Raw genomic sequence first — 17,559 nt, 5'->3', positions numbered from 1 at the left:
ATGCCCATCATCGATTCATCGCTCGCCGTGCTCTCTCTCTGGGCTGTGCTTGGCTATCTTATCGGCTCAATCGCATTTGGCCTGCTGCTGGCACGCGTGATGAATTTGGGTGATCTGCGCGCGATTGGATCCGGCAATATCGGGGCCACCAATGTGCTGCGCACCGGAAATAAAACCGCCGCTGCACTCACCTTGGTCCTAGACGGGGCCAAAGGGGCCGCTGCCGTTTTGCTGGCCCGTTTGTTTGCTGGCGAAGATGCCGCACAGGTCGCAGGGCTGGCCGCCATGATCGGGCATTGCTATCCCATTTGGCTGAAATTCAAAGGCGGCAAAGGCGTCGCAACTTTCCTCGGCGTGATCTTGGCGCTGGCATGGCCCGCCGGTCTGGCCTGTTGTCTGGCATGGTTGATTGGCGCGCTGGTCACACGCATTTCGTCGATGGGCGCGATTGCTGCCGCATCCACCTCGACTATATTCCTGGTCGCCCTTGGCTACGGAAGCGCATTTTTCCTTGGCGTCATTTTGACCCTGCTGATCTTTTGGCGTCACAGCGAGAATATCAAACGGATCAGAGCAGGCACCGAGCCGAAGATCGGCGCAAAGAAAGCCTAAGGCCCACCGCTAACCGGTTTTGCCGAAACGCCCCTGACTCAATACCGCAGACAAATCTGCCTGCGGCCCCTGCCCCTTAGTAGGAATATTCAGCGTAAATCCGGCTCAGGTCACCATTCCATTTACCGTTGTAATCGTCCAGTAACTCATCCGCCGGGACTTTGCCGGTCTCGATGCTTTCCTTCAGCGCGTTCAGGAAATGGGTCTCGTCCGGGACCAAGCCTCCGGCCCCCGTGCGGGCGCGTGCTTTCAACCCATGCTCTGACAGCGCCACAACTTCGCGGGCCAGATCATGCATTTTCACGCCGTTGAATTCAGCCTGCAAGCCGTCGACCGATGCCGCGACCCGCAGCCCTTCGCGGGTCTCTGCATCCCAGCCCTTAGCCAAATCCCACGCGCCATCCAACGCGGTTTGATCATACATCAAACCGACCCAAAACGCGGGCAAGGCACATAAGCGCCGCCAAGGACCACCATCCGCACCGCGCATTTCTATGAATTTCTTGATCCGCGCCTCAGGGAAGGCCGTCGTCAGATGGTCCGCCCAATCGCTGAGCGTCGGTATTTCACCCGGCAATGCGGGCAGTTTGCCCTTCAGGAAATCACGGAACGACTGGCCCAATGCGTCAATATACTGCCCGTCGCGGTAAACAAAATACATCGGGACATCCAAGGCGTATTGCACCCAACGTTCGAACCCCATGCCGTCTTCAAAGACCCAAGGCAACATGCCGGTACGCGCGGGATCCAGGTCCCGCCATACCCGGCTGCGCCATGATTTATGACCGTTTGGCTTGCCCTCAAAAAACGGGGAATTCGCAAACAGCGCTGTCGCAACCGGCTGCAATGCCAAGGCAACGCGCAGCTTTTGCACCATGTCGGCCTCTGATCCAAAATCAAGGTTCACCTGCACGGTACAGGTGCGGCGCATCATGACCCGGCCCATCGTGCCAACCTTGGTCATGTAGTCGTTCATCAGTTTGTAACGTCCCTTGGGCATCAGATCCATCTGCTCGTGGGTCCATTCCGGTGCAGCACCCAAACCGATAAACCCTGCGCCGATACGGTCCGCCACATCGCGGACTTCGCGCAGATGCACGTTCACCTCGTCGCAGGTCTCGTGGATGGTCTCAACCGGCGCACCTGACAGCTCAAGCTGGCCGCCCGGTTCCAACGATACATTCGCACCGTCCTTGACCAAACCAATCAACTTGCCCCCCTCTTCGACAGGGGCCCAACCATGGCCATCGCGCAACCCCTCAAGCATTGCGCGAATGGAACAGACCCCCTCATAGGGCAGCGGCAAAAGCGTTTCTTTGTTGTAGCCGAATTTCTCGTGCTCCGTGCCGATGCGCCAGTCTTCTTTGGGCTTGCAGCCATCTGCCAGATACTGCGCCAGCTGCGCATGATTTTCGATCGGGCCGCCGCCGGATTGAGGGATAGACATAAGGGGAGGCTCCGGGATTGTTTCGCTAGGTGTCAGGGCAAAAGTAATTCAAGTGTTCGTTAGGGATGGTTCGAATTCTCGGGGGTGTCAATGCAACAGGGTGCTTGCGGGGCGCATTGATTGTCGTTCCCAGATCACCACCGAAAGCGTCTTATCATCGGCAAGTTCGGCCAGCATCCGTTCGGTTTTCAACCCTGGCAAGACAGCAAAGGCATCAAACAGGGCATCTGTGCCCGCCGCGTCCACAGGGATCATCACGGCACTTTGTCCGGGCTGCTCCAACTTCCAATGGGCCGGATAGGATCCACGCACAAGGCTCAGCCGCTCCATCTCACGCAATGCGACAACCCCGCCGGTCAACGGACCGAAATAGGCGATTTGCCCCTCGTCCACCTGCACAGCACCGGCCCCATGGCCTGATTTACGAAACCGAACCCGCTGCACACCCAGCCAGACAAACGCCACGCCGCCTGCAATCAACGCATATCCCGGTACCGCCAGCAAAAGACCGGGGCCAGCAACCAGCCACAGTCCCAGCAGGATAACGGCTGCGCCGCAAAGAACTTCGCGCCACCGCCACAACTCTGCTTTCGCCTCTGGGCGCAAAAAACTCATAGTTCCACCCTACCTTCATTTTGCCGAATAAACTCCACGGGGGTGTGGGGGTGTGCAACCCCCACTTGGGTATCGGTCGACACAGGTTTAACGCTCAAGACCAATCCCCCAAGGCTTGCTGCCACACCGTCATCGCAGCAACCGCAGCCGTATCGGCCCGCAGGATCCGCGGCCCCAAGGTAACCGGCTGCGTATACTCAAGCCCCCGCAACCGCGCCCGTTCGCGGTCCGAAAACCCGCCCTCGGGCCCGATCAAAATCCCCCAAGGTCCGGTTTTTGCTGCGCCCAATCCTGCATCTTGACCCACCAAGGCCTCGTCACAAAACATCAGGGACCGCTCCGGCGTCCACTGATCCAACAGACGGTCAAATTTGACCATCTCAGCCACTTCCGGCACGAATGTCCCGCCACATTGCTCGGCGGCTTCAACCGCGTGGGCCTGCAACCGATCGCGTTGCACACGGCCAGAATTGGTGAAATCAGTCTGCACCGGCACGATCCGACACGCGCCCATTTCGGCAGCCTTCTCGACAATAAAATCTGTCCGCGCCTTTTTGATCGGCGCAAAGATCAACCACAGATCGGGTGGCATCTGCAAAGGTTTCGTCATCTCGACACAGGTCAGAACACCGCCACGTTTGCCCGCTTGAGTGACTTGCGCCAGCCATTCGCCATCGGTGCCATTAAACAACAGCACATGCGCACCTTCGGCCTGCCGCATCACCCCGAAAAGGTAATGCGCCTGCGCCTTCTCCAAAGGAACCGATTGCCCCTGACCCAAGGCATGCTCTACATAAAGTCTAATTTTCGCATTCATAGGCACGGATATATGCAAGACGACCCAACTGTACCAGATGGCACCGAAAATGAGCCTGTCGCAGATGCAGTAGCTGGCAATTGGGTTGATCGTTTTGCACCCGGTTTTACCCGCCCCTATCTGCGGCTTAGCCGTGCAGATCGCCCGATCGGAACGTGGCTGCTGTTGCTGCCCTGTTGGTGGGGGTTATTGCTGGCCATGCTATCAGATCAACAGCCGCGCTGGTTTGATCTGTGGATATTCGTCGGCTGCGCCTTGGGCGCGTGGTTGATGCGCGGGGCGGGCTGCACGTGGAACGACATTACCGACCGCGACTTTGATGCACAGGTGGCGCGCACACGCTCGCGCCCGATCCCGTCAGGGCAGGTCAGCGTTAAAGGCGCGGTTGCGTGGATGTGTGCTCAGGCCCTGATCGCATTGTGTATTTTGCTAACGTTTAATACAGCCGCAGTTGCCTTGGGCATTCTCGCGCTCTTACCGGTTGCGGTTTATCCATTCGCCAAGCGTTTCACATGGTGGCCCCAGGTATTCTTGGGCATTGCGTTCAACTGGGGCGCATTACTTGCGTGGACCGCGCATACTGGATCGCTCGGGGCACCTGCCGTCCTCCTTTACACTGCGGGCATCGCGTGGACGCTTTTTTACGACACGATCTATGCGCACCTTGATACCGAAGACGACGCTTTGATCGGAATCAAATCTACAGCACGGCTTTTTGGGGACGCTACCCCGCAATGGATGCGCCGTTTTCTCGTCGCATGCGTCGGGCTCATGGGGCTGGCCGTCATCTTTGCCCTACGTGACAACGGGTCGTTCCTTGCGATGGTTCTGGCGCTTGCAGGTCCGTGGGCAATGGGCTGGCATATGGCCTGGCAATTGCGGGGCTTGGACATCAATAATAACAATAAGTTGCTCAAGTTATTTCATGTTAACCGTGATACTGGCATAATTCCGCTACTATTTTTTGCAGCAGCGCTGTTGGCCTGATTGCACAGCGCAGTTCCCCCGCGTATCACCTTGTTAACTTTAACGATCCCAGAAATGAACTTATGCGTCTGTCTGCCATTTTGATCATCGCGCTAACATTTTCAGTCGCTGCAGCCCTGTCTCTTGTTGCGGCAAATTTCTCGGTCACGCTGATCGAAGACAACTCTGAAATCGGTGTGCGTAACGCGCTCGATCGCCAAGGCATGACATGGGCAGAGGTCGAGGCAGACGGCCTTCAGGTGACGCTTTCTGGCACTGCTCCAAACGAGGTTGTGCGTTTTAACGCGCTCAGCACCGCAGGCACAGTTGTCGACGCAGCGCGCGTGATCGACCTGATGGCGGTAGAAGCCCAAGCAGCCATCGCAGCACCGCGGTTTTCAGCCGAAATCCTGCGCAACGATTCCGGCGTGTCCATCAGCGGGCTGATCCCAACCACCACCGACCGAGACGCCGCCATCGAAAGCTTTAACGCCATGGCCGGCAAAGACCACGTGGCTGATTTCCTTGAATCCGCGAATTATCCGTCCCCCCATGGTTGGGAGGACGCGTTCGGGTTTGCGATTTCAGCAATGGAACAGCTACCCCGCGCCAAAGTGTCGGTCTCCGCAGGCCGCGTGATCATCACCGCTATTTCAGACAGCGCCGAGGCCAAGGCACGGCTTGAAACCCAACTGCGCCGTGCGACCCCGCCCGGCTTGAATGTGACGTTGAACATCGCGGCCCCACGCCCCGTGATCACGCCCTTTACCCTGCGGTTCCAGATCAGCGAAGAAGAGACCGATTTTGACGCGTGCAGCGCCGATACCGAAGCCGCGCGCGACCAAATCCTGAAAGCAGCCGTAAAGGCCGGCGCCCCCGACGGGCAACGCTGCACCGTGGGTATGGGTGTGCCAACCCCACGTTGGGCCGATGCGGTTGAAACTGCGATTGCTGCGCTTGCCGAAATTGGTGGCGGGTCGGTCAGCTTTGTTGACGCCGACATTCACCTGATCGCAGAAGAAGGGGCCGATCAGGCGCTGTTCGACCGCGTGATCGGAGAGCTGGAAACCTCACTCCCCGATGTATTCGCCCTGACCGCCAAGCTGCCCGTCGCAGCCGACCCCAATGCTGGCCCCCCTGAATTTGTCGCAACACTATCGCCCACAGGCGATGTGCAGCTGCGCGGCCGCCTAAGCGATGAGGCCCTGCGCAACTTGGCCGACAGCTACGCCAAGGCCAATTTTGGATCAGACAAGGTGTACACCGCCGCCCGCGTCGTCGAGGGTCTGCCCAGTGATTGGTCCACGCGCGTGCTTTCAGGGCTGGATGCCTTGGCGAAACTGGAAAACGGCACCGTCATTGTGACCCCCGACAGCATAAGCGTCACGGGCAATACCGGAAACCCGGATGCCGGATCGCAGATCGCGACCTTGCTGGCCGGAAAACTGGGCGAAAGCCAGGACTATGACGTTGCCGTAGCGTATCAAGAACGGCTGGATCCTGTACTGAGCCTGCCCACCCCCGAAGAATGCGAGGCGCAGATTGGCGACGTTATTGCCAAAGGTAAAATCACCTTTGAACCCGGTAGCGCCACAATCGACGCATCCGCCTTGGGGACCATGGACCAGATCGCCGAAATCTTGAAAGAATGCGGTAGTATCGCGCTTGAAGTCCAAGGCTATACAGACAGTCAGGGCCGCGAGGAAATGAACCTTGCCCTTAGCCAGTCACGCGCGCAATCGGTCCTGAATGAACTGCGCGCCCGCCGCGTGCTAACCGCGTCCTTCACCGCAACCGGTTTTGGTGAAGAAAACCCGATTGCCCCGAACGACACCGAAGAGGGCCGCGAGGCGAACCGCCGGATTGAGTTCCGCCTGATCCAGCCCGAAACAAATGAAACAGCGCTGGAAAACGCTGAGGATACAGGCGATACAAAGCCCGACGCATCAACGACCACGCAGGAAGGCGACTAACATGAGCAGAACCGAGTTTATCATCGCCACTGCGATTGTCCTGTTCGTCGCCTTTAGCTTGGGCTGGTTTGCCAATTGGCTTTTACACCGCTTCACGCGGGTCGCCGCAGGTGATGTGGCCGAACTGGACCGGATGAGCCAGGAACTCCACGAGGCCGAGGAAACCCGCGATCAGGCAATCACCTATCTCCAACAACGCGAGGCAGAGCTGACCAACCAGCTCAGCCAGACCGAGGCGGAATTGCGGGCGGCAATGGACGGATTGCGCGACGCCCGCCAAGAGGCCGAAGAAATGCGCACCTTTATCGAACGCCAGCAGCAGCAGGCCGATTGATCACCAGCGGGCCAGCGCGTCTTCGTCCTCATCTTTCGACGCGACCCACTCCGAACCGCTCTTGGTGATTTCACGTTTCCAGAAGGGCGCGCGGGATTTCAGATAATCCATCAAGAATTCCGCCGCCTCGAACGCGTCTTTGCGGTGCCGCGCGGCAGTTGCAACCATCATGATCATTTCTCCGGGTGCCAAAACCCCATGGCGGTGAATGACCAACGCGTCGCCCAATGAAAACCGCGCGATTGCCTGCTCAGCCATGCCGCGCAGCGCCGTTTCGGTCATTCCGGGATAATGCTCGATCTCCATCGCTTGTAACGGGTCATCGGGCAGATCGCGCACGATGCCGGTGAATGTCACGATGGCACCCATATCCGTGTGCCCCCGCGCGAAATCATCCGACACAGCACCCAGATCAAAGGCCTCCCGCTGAACCGAAATATGCATGTCAGCCTCCGGTCATCGGCGGGAAAAACGCAACCTCGCGCACATTGACCAAGGGGGCATCAAAATCAGACAACTCTTGATCAACGGCGACCCGCAGACTGGCAAGCTCCGAGAACGCCAACGCATAACGTTCTTCGCGCGCCCGTAGCTCTGCAACCAAATCCATCACCGTGGCGGCAGATGTCTCGATCTGCTCACGCGGAACACCGATCCGCTCTCGCACCCAGGCAAAATACAGAATGTCCATTACTTCGGCTCCGTCAAATGCGGTAAGGCCTTGCGCAGATAATCGATCCCTGTGATCGCCGTCAGTGCGGCAGCAATCCACAACAGAACCAACCCGACCCGACCGGCCCAGATCTCAAGGTCCATATCATGACCGATCAGCTCATACTCAAGCCCGATACCTGTCGGCTCCCCCGAAATCATATCGATCCCGATGTCAGAGATACCAAAGTAATGCTCAAAAACGCCCTGGCTGAACAATACCGCAATCGCGACCATCTGCGCGGTGGTTTTCCACTTGGCCAGCTTGGTCACTTTCAACGTTCCTGAAACATCGCCCAGAAACTCACGCAGGCCTGACACGAATACTTCGCGGAACAAAACCACTGTCGCAGGCAGCACCAGCCACGGCGACCAGCTGGAAAATGCAACGATCACCATCAGCGCAATCACCACCATCGCCTTATCGGCAATCGGGTCCAACATCGCACCCAGCTTTGTTTCTTGCTTCCATGCGCGCGCCAGATAGCCGTCAAACCAATCCGTCACCGCCGCGGCGATGAACAAAAACATCGCAAAAGCGTCGGCATAGGGCCGCGACAAGAACAAAAACAGCACCGCAATACCGGGCGCAGCGATCATACGTAACAACGTCAGCGTATTTGGAATATTCCACTTCATATCCGCACCCTACAGCGCGAACCAGCGGGGGGGAAGCACCAAGATATCTTCTTCATTTTGCCAAATAAACTCCCCGCGGAGCGTCCCAATGCAGATACAGCAACCAACCTGCAATCTAGTCACCCACCCTCGTGAAAAAACGCATATATGCGTTCAGCCAAGGCACGAGAGACCCCCTCGACCGCCAGCAAATCATTTAGATTCGCCCGGCCCACCGCCTTGGCCGATCCAAAATGCGCCAGCAAAGCCCGCTTGCGCGCCGCGCCAACACCCGGCACATCGTCCAGCGGTGTCGCACCGACTGCCTTGGCCCGCTTGGCCCGATGTGTCCCGATTGCAAAGCGGTGCGCCTCGTCCCTCAAACGCTGGATAAAGTAAAGCACCGGATCATTGTGGCGCAGCGCCATGGGGCGTTTGCCGACGCGGTAGAATTCTTCCTTACCCGCATCGCGATCTACGCCCTTGGCAACCCCCACCATCGGGATATCCTCGACCCCGTATTCGCGCATGATGGACGCCACCGCGCTGACCTGCCCTGCCCCGCCGTCAATCAGCAGCAGTTCGGGCCACATGCCCAGACTGCGATCCGGATCTTCTTTCAGCAACCGTTTGAGCCGCCGTGTCAGCACCTCTTTCATCATGCCAAAGTCATCGCCGGGCGTCAGCTCCTCGCCGCGAATGTTGAACTTGCGGTACTGGTTTTTCATCATCCCGTCAGGGCCGGCCACAATCATGCCCCCCACCGCATTGGTCCCTTGAATATGCGAGTTATCGTAAACCTCGATCCGCTGGGGTGGTCCGTCCAGATCAAACGCCTCGGCTAGCCCCTTAAGCAGGTTCGCCTGCGTCGCGGTTTCGGCCATCTTGCGCGCAAGGGATTCGCGCGCATTGCGCAGCGCACCATCGACCAGCTCGGCCTTTTCCCCACGCTTGGGCACGAGGAGTTCAACCTTGCGCCCCAGTTTCCCCGACAACGCATCTGCCATCAGATCCATGTTCTCGACCTCGTTTGACAGGATCAACTGACGGGGCGGTTCGCGGGTGTCATAGAACTGGCCGATAAAGGCCTCCAGCACCTCGGCGGCGTCCACATCGGGGCCGACGCGCGGATAATAGTCACGGTTGCCCCAGTTCTGGTTCGCCCGGATAAAGAACACCTGAACACAGGCCTGCCCCTGCGCCATATGCAACGCGATGATATCCGCCTCGGATACCCCTTGCGGGTTGATCCCTTGGGCGGTCTGCACCTGAGTCAGCGCTTTGATCCGGTCGCGCAAGGCCGCGGCGCGCTCAAACTCCATCTCCTCGGATGCCTTGGCCATTTCTGAGGCAAGCCGACCTTGGATGTCTGTCGATTTCCCGTTCAGAAACTTCTGCGCGTCCTGAACGGTCTTTTGGTATTCCTCGGGGCTGATCTTGCCCACGCAAGGGGCCGAGCACCGCTTGATCTGATGTTGCAAACACGGGCGCGTGCGGCTTTCGAACATCGCGTTGGAACAGTCGCGCAACAAGAACACCCGCTGCAACTGGTTCAATGTGCGGTTCACAGCCCCCGCGCTGGCAAAGGGGCCATAGTAGCTGCCCTTTTCTTTCTTCGCGCCGCGATGCTTTTTGATCTGCGGATAGTCTTGATCGTCCGTGACGAGGATATTGGGAAAACTTTTATCGTCGCGCAGCAGCACGTTGAACTTGGGCTTGAGTTGCTTGATCAGATTTTGTTCCAGCAGCAAGGCTTCGGTTTCGGTTTTTGTCGTCAGAAACATCATCGACGCGGTGTTCGATATCATCCGCGTGATGCGTCCCGAATGCCCTGACGGCCGCGCGTAATTACTGACCCGCGCCCGCAGATTACGGGCCTTGCCGACATAGAGGACCCGGCTTTCAGCATCCAACATGCGGTACACCCCCGGAGACCCGTCAATGGTCTTCAGGTAGCTTTGGATGACCTCATAGCCGGTCTTTGGGATTTCGTCTTTAACCGTCATCGATTCGCTGATCTCTTGGTCCTGTGCTGCAATGGTTCGCGGTCAGGGACAATACGAAACATACCCCCGACTCCTGTGGATAACCTTGCAGATAACTTTCTGCGAAGCCGTGTTTTTCCTTGTTTTCGGCAGACTTCCATCAAATGCCTAATTTTTAGGCACACCCCCAAATGCCTGTAATTGCGCCACATTTCCGCCACCGACAGTCAAACTACTGAAAACACGACATTATTTGTTACAGATTTGTAAACGCATCTGTCAAAGTGCAAAACTTTCGCCGTCAGGTCTACTCAAACCCATGAATATCAGGCGTCTTCCATGCCAAATGCTCTCCGCCATCCGTGCACAACAGCTGCCCCGTAACCGATGGCGCGTCCAGAAAATAGCCAAGCGCGGCGGTGATATCCTCGGGGTTCGGCCCGCGTTCCAGCAGTACCCGCGCGCGCTGTTTTTCAAAGCCATCCGCTGTTTGGTGCGCCCCTTGTAACGTTGGTCCCGGACCGATGGCGTTCACCCGGATCGCAGGGGCCAAGGCCTGCGCCGTGGTCTGCGTCATGGCCCACAGACCCATCTTGGCAATCGTATAGGTCATGAAATCCGGGGTCAGCTTTCGCACCCGTTGATCAAGCATATTCAGGATCAAGCCAGATGCCTTCGGGTCGCCATTTTGGTCCGTCAGAGGGGCAAGGCCCTGCTTTGCCATCGCTTGGGTCAGGATGAACGGCGCGCGCAGGTTGCTTCCGATGTGGCGGTCCCAGCTTTCGGCCGTTGCGGTCTCGACCGTGTCATGTTCAAAAATTGAGGCGTTATTCACCAGACAGGTGATCGGCGCGCCTAACGCCGCCACGGCGCGGGAAAACAGGCTCTGGGTCTCGTTTTCGTTCAACAGGTCCGCTTGCACAGCAACGCCGCGCTGGCCCATCGCCTCAAGCGCAGCAACAACCTCGTCTGCGCCCGTAGAAGACGTGTTGTAATGCACTGCGACATCATAGCCGCGTTCACCAAGATACAGCGCCATAGCACGGCCTAGCCGCGCACCGGCACCCGTTACCAATGCAGTCTTCTTCATGTGGTCTCTCTCAGATCAGAATGACACCTAAGTACAACACATATAGTCCGCATAGAACGATACCCCAAACACGGGTGATATCCTGACGCCAATAGACAAACGGGATCAGCAGCAACGACGCACCCAACATCACCCAAAAGTCAAAGCGCATGAACTGCGGGTCCACCTCGATCGGGCCAACAAGGCTTGCCACCCCGATGATACCCAACAGGTTGAACATGTTCGATCCGATGACATTGCCCAATGCCACATCAGCCTGACGGCGCAGTGCGGCCATGACTGTGGTTGCAAGTTCCGGTAGCGACGTACCAATCGCAACAAGGGTCAAGCCGATCACCGTATCGCTGATGCCATAAGCCCGCGCGATCATCGATGCATTATCTACCAACAATCCCGCGCCCAAGGGCAAGCCGACCAGACCCAGCACGAGGAACACAGCAATGCGCCAGCCCGGCATATCCGGGTCCGCGCCTTCGGGTTCTTCCATGCCAGCGGCGCACCCGCCCTTACTGTCGCGGCGGTGTTGCCGAGAGTCGCAAACCGCATCGAATAACACATAGGCAAGGCAGGTCAGCAAAACGCCCCCCGCATAGAAATCATAGACCCCACGCAAAGCCAGCAAGATAAAGATGACCGATGCCGTGATCATCATATTATAGGTCTTGCGTGTGCTGCATTCCGACGTGTGCATCGTGGCCAGCAACGCAGGCACCCCCAGCACAAGCAGAATATTTGCTGTGTTCGACCCAACAACATTGCCAAGCGCAATGCCCGGCGCGTCGTCCAATATCGCCTTGATCGAGATGAGCAGTTCCGGCGCAGAGGTGCCGAATGCGACAATCGTCAAACTAACGATCAACGCAGGAACACCCAATCGCAGCGACAGGTTTACCGCCCCTTTAACCAAGGCGTCACCCGACAAAAGCAGGATTACCAGCCCCAGAATACTTAGCAGCCATGGCATGATCATCCGCTTTTACCCCCACAGCCACAGGGGCCTTTACCAATGCGGTAACGACCGCAGAACTTGCACTTTGATTGACTGAACCGTTTGCCGCCAATCCAATGCATCTTACCAAACCAGGCAAGGACACCCATCGCGACCAGAAACAGCAGAACGATCTTAAGAACCATATCTACAGGCCGAATTTCGCATAGGCAGCATGTTCATCAATGCCGCCTATGGCATCGCCTATAATCTGCGCACCAAACCGTGACAACAGGCCTCTCCTGCTGCCGTAGCGTGCGAATTTCACCTTATCGCCAAAGCGTTCCTTAAGCATGGGCTGCAGGTGGCCAATGCCGTCGATCAGCCCCAATTCGGTGGCACGTTTGGCCAACCAGATTTCGCCGGTGAACAAATCCGTTTCTGTATCCAGTTTGTCGCCGCGCCGCTCTGTGACGTGATCGATGAAATTGGTGTGAATATCGCCAAGCAAGGCTTTCAATCGCGCGACGTCTTCGGCCTTTTCGGGGCGGAACGGGTCAAGCATCGATTTGGACTGCCCGGCGGTGTAAACGCGCCGTTCGATGCCGTGGCGGTTGATCAGTTCGTTCACTCCAAAGGAAGACGAGATCACACCGATTGAACCAACAATCGAACTTGGGTCGCCATAGATTTCATCCGCCGCCGCCGCCAGCCAGTACCCGCCTGAGGCAGCCACATCTTCGACAAAGGCGATGACGGGAATGTCTTTTTCTGCAGCCAGACGTCTGATCCGCGCCCCGATCAAAGACGACTGCACCGGGCTCCCGCCGGGGGAACTGATTTCAAGGGCGACCGCCGCTGGTTTGCCGCGCCGGAACGCTTTTTCTAGGACGGGTCCGATGCTTTCATCGTTCAAAGCGCCGCGACCACGGCCGCCAATCACGCCAGACAGACGAACAACCGCAACGACGGGGTGCGACGACATAAAGGGGATGTATTTTCTCATACTCTTCCATGTAGAACGCGTATCGTTCTCAAACAAGAAGGACCTCACGATACTTATTGCCGAATCCGCCACCCGGTGCGGAAAATCCACCAAATCACGGCGAGACATAGCGCAGTGAACCCGGCAATCGCGCAGAGGCTGATCAAAATCGGTACATCCGCCGCCCCGAAAAAGGACCAGCGGAACCCCGAGATCAAATAAACCACCGGATTGAAATGCGAGATCACCTGCCAAACAGGCGGCAACATCGTGATCGAATAAAACGACCCGCCCAAAAACACGAGCGGTGTGATGATCAAGAGCGGCACCAATTGAAGCTGTTCAAAATTGCCGGCCCAAATCCCGATGATAAAACCAAACAAGGAAAAGCTGACACAGGTCAGCACCAGAAACAGAACCATCCAGACGGGGTGCTGGATCGTGATATCGACAAAAAAGAACGCCGTACCCAGAATGATAACCCCGATGAACAGCGCCTTGGTCGCAGCAGCGCCAACATAGCCCAGCACGATCTCGATAAAGTTGATCGGTGCCGACAGCAGTTCAAACACTGTGCCAATAAATTTGGGAAAATAGATGCCAAAGGACGCGTTCGAAATCGACTGTGTAATGACGCTCAGCATGATCAGGCCCGGCACGATGAATGCCCCATAGCTGATGCCTTCGACTTCTTGAATGCGGCTGCCGATGGCGGCACCGAAGACGACAAAATACAGCGATGTCGACAAGACCGGCGAAACAAAGCTTTGCGTGATCGTCCGGAAAAAGCGGGTCATCTCGAATTTATAGATGGATGAAACAGCGATCCAGTTCATGCTGCATCCTCCTTTACCAGATCCACAAAGATGTCTTCCAGACTGCTTTGGGACGTTTCAATATCGGTCAGCACAAGACCCGCCGCGGCAACATCAGACAGCAATTTGGTAATGCCCGTGCGTTCGGCGCGTGTATCATATGTATAGATCAGGCTTGCCCCATCGGATGCCAGCACCAATGCGTCAGACTTCAAGCGGGCCGGTAGCTTCTTAATCGGCTTGGACAGCTGCACGGTCAGTTGCTTTTTGCCCATGCGCGCCATCAGCTTGTCTTTGTCCTCGACCAGCAGCAATTCGCCATGGGCGATCACGCCGATACGGTCTGCGATTGCTTCGGCTTCCTCGATATAGTGGGTGGTCAGGATGATCGTCACGCCGTCGGCTTTCAACTCGGCCACGATCTCCCACATGTCACGACGCAATTCCACGTCCACGCCAGCAGTCGGTTCGTCCAAGAACAAAACGCGCGGGTCATGCGCCAGCGCTTTTGCGATCAACACACGGCGTTTCATGCCCCCCGACAACGCCCGAATCTGGGTGTCTTTCTTGTCCCAGAGTGACAGTTGCTTGAGGATATTTTCCAGCGCCACGTCATTTTTGGGTTTGCCAAACAAGCCGCGCGAAAACCTTACGGTGCTCATCACCGTCTCAAACGGCTCAAGGTTGATCTCTTGGGGGACCAAACCGATCATCGACCGCGCCGCGCGGTAGTCGGATACCGTGTCGTGGCCGTCTACCTTCACGCTGCCACTGGTCGATGTGGTGATGCCGCAAACCGTTGAAATAAGGGTCGTTTTACCCGCACCATTGGGGCCAAGAAGCGCGAGAATCTCACCCTTCTTGATGTTGAGCGTGACACCTTTAAGCGCCTCGAACCCGTCATCATAGGCTTTGCGCAAATCATAGATTTCGACAATATCAGACATCATAGTCTCCGGGAATTTTCCCGAAAGCTAAACTGATTAGAGCCGAGATAACAGGGGGTTAGTTCAGGACTTTTCCCGACCAAACCAACCTTTCTTTTTAGGGGCCTCCGCTACGACATCCTCTGCATCCGCGTCGGCAGGTCCTTCAAGGGCTTCTTGCAAGTTGTTAAAGAACTGATCGGCCATTTTCTTGGCGAACCCATCAATGATCCGGCTACCAAGCTGCGCCAGCTTGCCGCCGACCTTGGCCTCCACGTCATAGCTCAATTCCGTCCCACCATCCTTGGCCAACAGCCTGACATCTGCACCGCCCTTGGCAAAGCCTGCTGCGCCGCCCTTGCCTTCGCCGCTGATCTTAAGCGATTGCCCCGGCACCAAATCAGACATTGCAACTTGGCCCTTAAAGGTCGCTTTGACCGGTCCGACCTTTTGCACCACGGTCGCCTCAAAGCCCTCTTCGGGCGATCCGGTGACTTCGGTCGCACCGGGCACACATTGGATCAGCATATCGGGGTCCAGCAATGCTGCGTAAACCTCGTCTGGGCTGGCCGCGATCTGGCGCGTGTCTGACATTTGCATTGGCGTATCCTCCTGAGGCGATATTTCCGCAAGCCTAGCCCAGTTGCAATACGCAGGCCAAGACGGAAACACGCTGGACAGGGTGTGTATAGCTGATAGGTCTTCGATATGAATGCAAATGCACAGAGCCAATCCAGCGCAGCAATCGCCTTTATCTTTGCGGGCGTGTTCGCCATTTCGATCAACGACATGCTGATAAAGCAGTTGTCAGGTGGCTATCCTTTGCATGAAATCGTCTTTGCGCGGGCCTTTATCGGGATTCTGTTCGGCCTTGGTTTTGTTCAACTCGAAGGCGGGTGGCGCATTCTAAAGACCTCGCAATGGCATTGGCATCTTGTACGCGGCCTCTTTGTGGTCATCGCGAATATGACCTTCTTTCTGGCCTTGGCGGCCTTGCCCTTAGCCGATGCGACCGCACTATTTTTTGTGGCACCGCTTTTCATCACATTGCTATCGATACCGATCCTTGGCGAAAAAGTAGGCATTATGCGGTTGAGCGCGGTCGCGGTCGGCTTTTTGGGGGTCGTCATCATGCAGCGCCCTTGGGCGGATGCTGAAAGCATGCAAACCTCGCGGGTGGTGCTGTTGCTGCCTGTCGTGGCTGCGCTGACTTATGCGTTGAACCAGGTGATGACCCGCAAGCTTGGCGTGCACAGCAAGGCGTCGGCATTAGCAATCTATATCCAAGGCACGTTCTTAGTTGTCTCGATCGGGTTCTTTATTGTCGCAGGCGATGGCCGCTTTGCCACCGATGGCAGCGCGCCGTCCATGCAGTTTCTGCTGCGCGCATGGGTTTGGCCAGATACGGGCGACTTCTGGGTGTTCTTAGGTCTGGGCCTGAACGCCGCCGTGATCGGCTATTGCCTAAGCCAAGCCTACCGCATTGCCGACGTGGCCACCGTAGCCCCGTTCGAATACATCGGCCTGCCGCTGGCGGTGTTCTGGGGGCTGGTGATCTTTGGCGACTTGCCCCAGTGGGAAGTCTGGATTGGCATCGCGTTGATCTTGGGGTCGGGGTTGTTCGTGTTTCTGCGCGAACGTCAAAAGGCCCGCGCATCCTTGCGCAAACTGCCACTGCGCAACGGTTAATCTGATACGCGCACAATAACCTTACCGGTTGCCTTGCGGCTGCGCAGCAGCTCCAGCGCCTCGTTCGCCTGTTCCAACGGCAACACATGGCTGACATGGGGCTTCAACTTGCCCGCAACATACCAATCAATCAGCGTTCTAAAGCTGTCGGTCAACACCTTGGGATTGAATTTTTTATACCCGCCCCAGAACAGGCCAAGGATATTCAGGTTCTTCACCATGACGATATTCGCGGGGATCTGCGGCACCTCGCCCGAGGCAAAGCCAAGCGGCAGCAATCGTGCCTCGGGGTTGCAGGCGCGCATGGCAGCCTTGAACTGATCACCGCCAATCGGGTCATAGACCACGTCGGCACCGCCCAGTGATTTGACGACTTCGCGGATGTCATCAACTTCGGAATCAATCAGATGGTCCGCGCCCGCCGCGCGGCAAATATCCAGCTTGGCCTGACCGCGGGCGCAGGCGATGACCTCCGCCCCCATCAGCTTGCCCAGTTCAACCGCCGTCAGACCCACACCGCCCGATGCGCCCAGAACCAAAAGCCGTTCACCGGGTTGCAACCGCGCCTTATAGTCTAGCGCCACGTGGCTGGTGCCATAAGCGATCAGAAAGGCTGCCGCATCGACGGCGTTCATCTCGTCCGGAATGGCCACGCAAATGTCAGCGGGAACCACGGCGTATTCTGCCAAGCCGTGAAAGCCGCTGTAGGCTGCGATGCGCTGGCCCACTGCGAGGCCCTGTACCCCTTTGCCCACCGCCGTCACGGTTCCGGCCAATTCCATCCCCAAGGTAAACGGCAGCGCTGGCTTTTCCTGATAGGTCCCCTTGATCAGCAGCAGATCGCCAAAGTTCAAACCGCAGGTTTCAACCTTCACCAATACCTCACCGGGGCCAGGCGTTGGCACCTTGAGGTCTTGCAGACTAAGCGGCTGATCATAGGCGGTGACTTGCATGGCGCGCATGGGGGGAATTCCTCGGGCTGGTCCGTCAATAAATCTGGACGCAAAAGGGCCAGAGGATCGGCGGTTTTGCAACCCCGTCCGCTGGC

19 protein-coding genes are annotated in these 17,559 nt (G+C 57.2%); 5 read left to right on the top strand and 14 right to left on the bottom strand.

The annotated features are described in order from the left end of the window. Complete coding sequence (gene plsY, locus BM347_RS05655) at positions 1-612, top strand: glycerol-3-phosphate 1-O-acyltransferase PlsY (protein ID WP_093915491.1); 612 nt, start codon at positions 1-3, stop codon at positions 610-612. Between the two features lie 76 nt (positions 613-688). Here plsY and BM347_RS05650 read toward each other — a convergent pair whose 3' ends face one another. The 3 genes from BM347_RS05650 to BM347_RS05640 form a co-directional block, all read right to left on the bottom strand. Beyond that, a complete protein-coding gene (locus tag BM347_RS05650; RefSeq protein ID WP_093915490.1) occupies positions 689-2,059 on the bottom strand; it encodes a glutamate--cysteine ligase in 1,371 nt (456 codons plus the stop codon). Between the two features lie 87 nt (positions 2,060-2,146). Further along, on the bottom strand, positions 2,147-2,674 hold the full coding sequence (locus tag BM347_RS05645; RefSeq protein ID WP_093915489.1) for a hypothetical protein: 528 nt from the start codon (positions 2,672-2,674) through the stop codon (positions 2,147-2,149). A 94-nt stretch (positions 2,675-2,768) separates the two neighbouring features. Continuing rightward, positions 2,769-3,491, bottom strand: coding sequence for a 16S rRNA (uracil(1498)-N(3))-methyltransferase (locus BM347_RS05640; protein ID WP_093915488.1), 723 nt, complete (start codon positions 3,489-3,491; stop codon positions 2,769-2,771). A 12-nt stretch (positions 3,492-3,503) separates the two neighbouring features. Between BM347_RS05640 and ubiA the strand changes: the two genes are divergently transcribed. The 3 genes from ubiA (at position 3,504) to BM347_RS05625 (ending at position 6,764) form a co-directional block, all read left to right on the top strand. Beyond that, on the top strand, positions 3,504-4,478 hold the full coding sequence (gene ubiA, locus BM347_RS05635) for a 4-hydroxybenzoate octaprenyltransferase (protein WP_093915487.1): 975 nt from the start codon (positions 3,504-3,506) through the stop codon (positions 4,476-4,478). Positions 4,479-4,540: 62 nt separating this feature from the next. Next, positions 4,541-6,430, top strand: a complete 1,890-nt coding sequence (locus BM347_RS05630) for an OmpA family protein (protein WP_093915486.1) — start codon at positions 4,541-4,543, stop codon at positions 6,428-6,430. Between the two features lies 1 nt (position 6,431). Beyond that, positions 6,432-6,764: a hypothetical protein gene (locus BM347_RS05625; RefSeq protein WP_093915485.1), complete on the top strand. Its 333-nt coding sequence runs from the start codon at positions 6,432-6,434 to the stop codon at positions 6,762-6,764. Here BM347_RS05625 and BM347_RS05620 read toward each other — a convergent pair whose 3' ends face one another. The 10 genes from BM347_RS05620 to BM347_RS05575 form a co-directional block, all read right to left on the bottom strand. Further along, a complete protein-coding gene (locus tag BM347_RS05620; RefSeq protein WP_093915484.1) occupies positions 6,765-7,208 on the bottom strand; it encodes a molybdenum cofactor biosynthesis protein MoaE in 444 nt (147 codons plus the stop codon). 1 nt (position 7,209) lies between these two features. Next, complete coding sequence (gene moaD / locus BM347_RS05615) at positions 7,210-7,455, bottom strand: molybdopterin converting factor subunit 1 (protein ID WP_093915483.1); 246 nt, start codon at positions 7,453-7,455, stop codon at positions 7,210-7,212. Beyond that, positions 7,455-8,114 carry a CDP-diacylglycerol--glycerol-3-phosphate 3-phosphatidyltransferase gene (gene pgsA / locus BM347_RS05610; RefSeq protein WP_093915482.1) on the bottom strand — a complete coding sequence of 220 codons (660 nt, stop codon included), beginning with the start codon at positions 8,112-8,114 and terminating at the stop codon, positions 7,455-7,457. The genes moaD and pgsA overlap by 1 nt, the downstream gene beginning before the upstream one ends. 119 nt (positions 8,115-8,233) lie before the next feature. After that, the gene (gene uvrC, locus BM347_RS05605; RefSeq protein WP_093915481.1) at positions 8,234-10,099 is read right to left on the bottom strand and encodes an excinuclease ABC subunit UvrC; all 1,866 of its coding nucleotides are present in this window, start codon (positions 10,097-10,099) and stop codon (positions 8,234-8,236) included. A gap of 286 nt (positions 10,100-10,385) precedes the next feature. Continuing rightward, positions 10,386-11,168, bottom strand: a complete 783-nt coding sequence (locus tag BM347_RS05600; protein ID WP_093915480.1) for an SDR family oxidoreductase — start codon at positions 11,166-11,168, stop codon at positions 10,386-10,388. Between the two features lie 10 nt (positions 11,169-11,178). Further along, positions 11,179-12,132: a calcium/sodium antiporter gene (locus BM347_RS05595; protein WP_093916044.1), complete on the bottom strand. Its 954-nt coding sequence runs from the start codon at positions 12,130-12,132 to the stop codon at positions 11,179-11,181. A 172-nt stretch (positions 12,133-12,304) separates the two neighbouring features. Continuing rightward, entirely contained in the window at positions 12,305-13,102 is a 798-nt protein-coding gene (locus BM347_RS05590; protein ID WP_093915479.1) for a S49 family peptidase, read from the bottom strand. A 53-nt stretch (positions 13,103-13,155) separates the two neighbouring features. Next, on the bottom strand, positions 13,156-13,917 hold the full coding sequence (locus BM347_RS05585; RefSeq protein ID WP_093915478.1) for an ABC transporter permease: 762 nt from the start codon (positions 13,915-13,917) through the stop codon (positions 13,156-13,158). Beyond that, positions 13,914-14,843, bottom strand: a complete 930-nt coding sequence (locus tag BM347_RS05580) for an ABC transporter ATP-binding protein (RefSeq protein ID WP_093916043.1) — start codon at positions 14,841-14,843, stop codon at positions 13,914-13,916. Before BM347_RS05580 ends, BM347_RS05585 begins: the two co-directional genes overlap by 4 nt. A 63-nt stretch (positions 14,844-14,906) precedes the next feature. Continuing rightward, on the bottom strand, positions 14,907-15,422 hold the full coding sequence (locus BM347_RS05575) for an SRPBCC family protein (RefSeq protein WP_093915477.1): 516 nt from the start codon (positions 15,420-15,422) through the stop codon (positions 14,907-14,909). A 108-nt stretch (positions 15,423-15,530) separates the two neighbouring features. Between BM347_RS05575 and BM347_RS05570 the strand changes: the two genes are divergently transcribed. Beyond that, complete coding sequence (locus tag BM347_RS05570; protein WP_093915476.1) at positions 15,531-16,511, top strand: DMT family transporter; 981 nt, start codon at positions 15,531-15,533, stop codon at positions 16,509-16,511. Here BM347_RS05570 and BM347_RS05565 read toward each other — a convergent pair. Then, entirely contained in the window at positions 16,508-17,473 is a 966-nt protein-coding gene (locus tag BM347_RS05565; RefSeq protein ID WP_093915475.1) for an NADPH:quinone oxidoreductase family protein, read from the bottom strand. The two genes, BM347_RS05570 and BM347_RS05565, sit on opposite strands and share 4 nt — an antisense overlap. Positions 17,474-17,559: the final 86 nt, after the last annotated feature.

It is taken from the genome of Sulfitobacter marinus, assembly GCF_900116285.1.
GTDB lineage: Bacteria > Pseudomonadota > Alphaproteobacteria > Rhodobacterales > Rhodobacteraceae > Sulfitobacter > Sulfitobacter marinus.
This window is presented reverse-complemented; position numbering and strand designations above follow the sequence as displayed.